At 36.9% G+C, this 1,302-nt stretch carries 1 protein-coding gene; it reads right to left on the reverse strand.

Annotation, left to right across the window (positions count from 1 at the left end):
• Positions 1-885 (reverse strand): MFS transporter (locus H1P_RS33430; RefSeq protein WP_144875800.1); only part of this gene is annotated, 885 nt, incomplete at its 3' end.
• Positions 886-1,302 lie beyond the last annotated feature (417 nt).

A 1,302-nucleotide genomic window follows, 5' to 3' on the forward strand; every position in this document is an offset into this window, starting at 1 on the left:
TCCCAAACCCCCTATAATCATACCCAGAGAGTTTCCTAATTTACTAGCAAGTTGGCCTGCTGGTAAAGCAGCTAAACCTAACAGGACAAAAAATAAAGTCATTGCCAGTTTAGTATGGGCTTCTCCTAATTCCATAGTTAGTACTTTACTTACCGTAGGAATCAAAAGTCGCAATCCCCAACTGACAGTCATTCCTGTGATAAAAATTAAACTAAGTCTGGGTATGGATATTTTCGCCGATTCTCTCTCTTGGGGGATGGTTGGTTCGGGAAGATGAACTAACCGCAAAAAAGTAGCAGCTCCAAGTAAAGTCACAGAACCAATGGTGAAAGCAAATCCCGCACCTATTTTGACAATCAATCCATAAACATCAAATCTAAATGCACCAATTATTCCCCCTGCTAAAGTTAAAATACTTGCTGCTTGAGGTAATACTTCCGTGTTAGCACAACGCCCTAATAAAGACATTGCAGGAGAGCGAAAGATTGCCATCACCGAAGCCCAAACAATTACCAAAACTATAAACAAAGACTTCGACAAGTTATCATCATTACTAAAAATTATCAACACAGGAATTGCAATAAATAAACCAGAGGATAATATAACTCCCGTGGAAATAAGGGGTACTTTAGTACCTATTATCTTTTGTTGTCGATCAGATACTGCTCCAAAAATTGGTTCGATCACGGCTTCTAAAGCCTTTTCAATTATTAATAAAGTAACGGCTATTTCTTTAGCAAGACCAAGTTGGACTAAAAGAATGGGAAGATACAAGTTATAGATAACCCAGGTTAAAGTAATTGCTCCTTGCATCGCAGCTATAGCCCACACTTTCACCCAGAGAATATGGCGATTACTGTTACCAGTAATTATTTTGGTTTTCATTTGATAGGTGGTTTCTCTTGGAGAATTTAACAGATTGGAATCATCATACCAATTCAAAAATTACTGCTACACATCAATCTCCGCGTCTGGTGTATCAATCATCTGTCTTACTTTTCCTTGTTTTTCTCAACTTTCCTTAAATATTTGCCATCCAGCCATGTTGTCCACTCTTTACTATAACTACAAGTGTAACTATTGCCACTCCAGCGCAAGGAAATCTTTACTATCTCCAGAATTTCCTCTCCTATGGACTGTCAGTAGATCGAAAAATTATGTTTAATTAAGCGATCTCTTAATATAGAGAGCAAAAAAGAATAAGTTATATTTATACTACAAGTTAAGAGTTCTCAATAATTTATGTCTTGTGGAATATACAGCGGTTTGCATCTAAATGTGGGACAATCAAGCATTGTAAAA

Origin of the sequence: Hyella patelloides LEGE 07179, from assembly GCF_900659865.1 — a bacterium.
GTDB lineage: Bacteria > Cyanobacteriota > Cyanobacteriia > Cyanobacteriales > Xenococcaceae > Hyella > Hyella patelloides.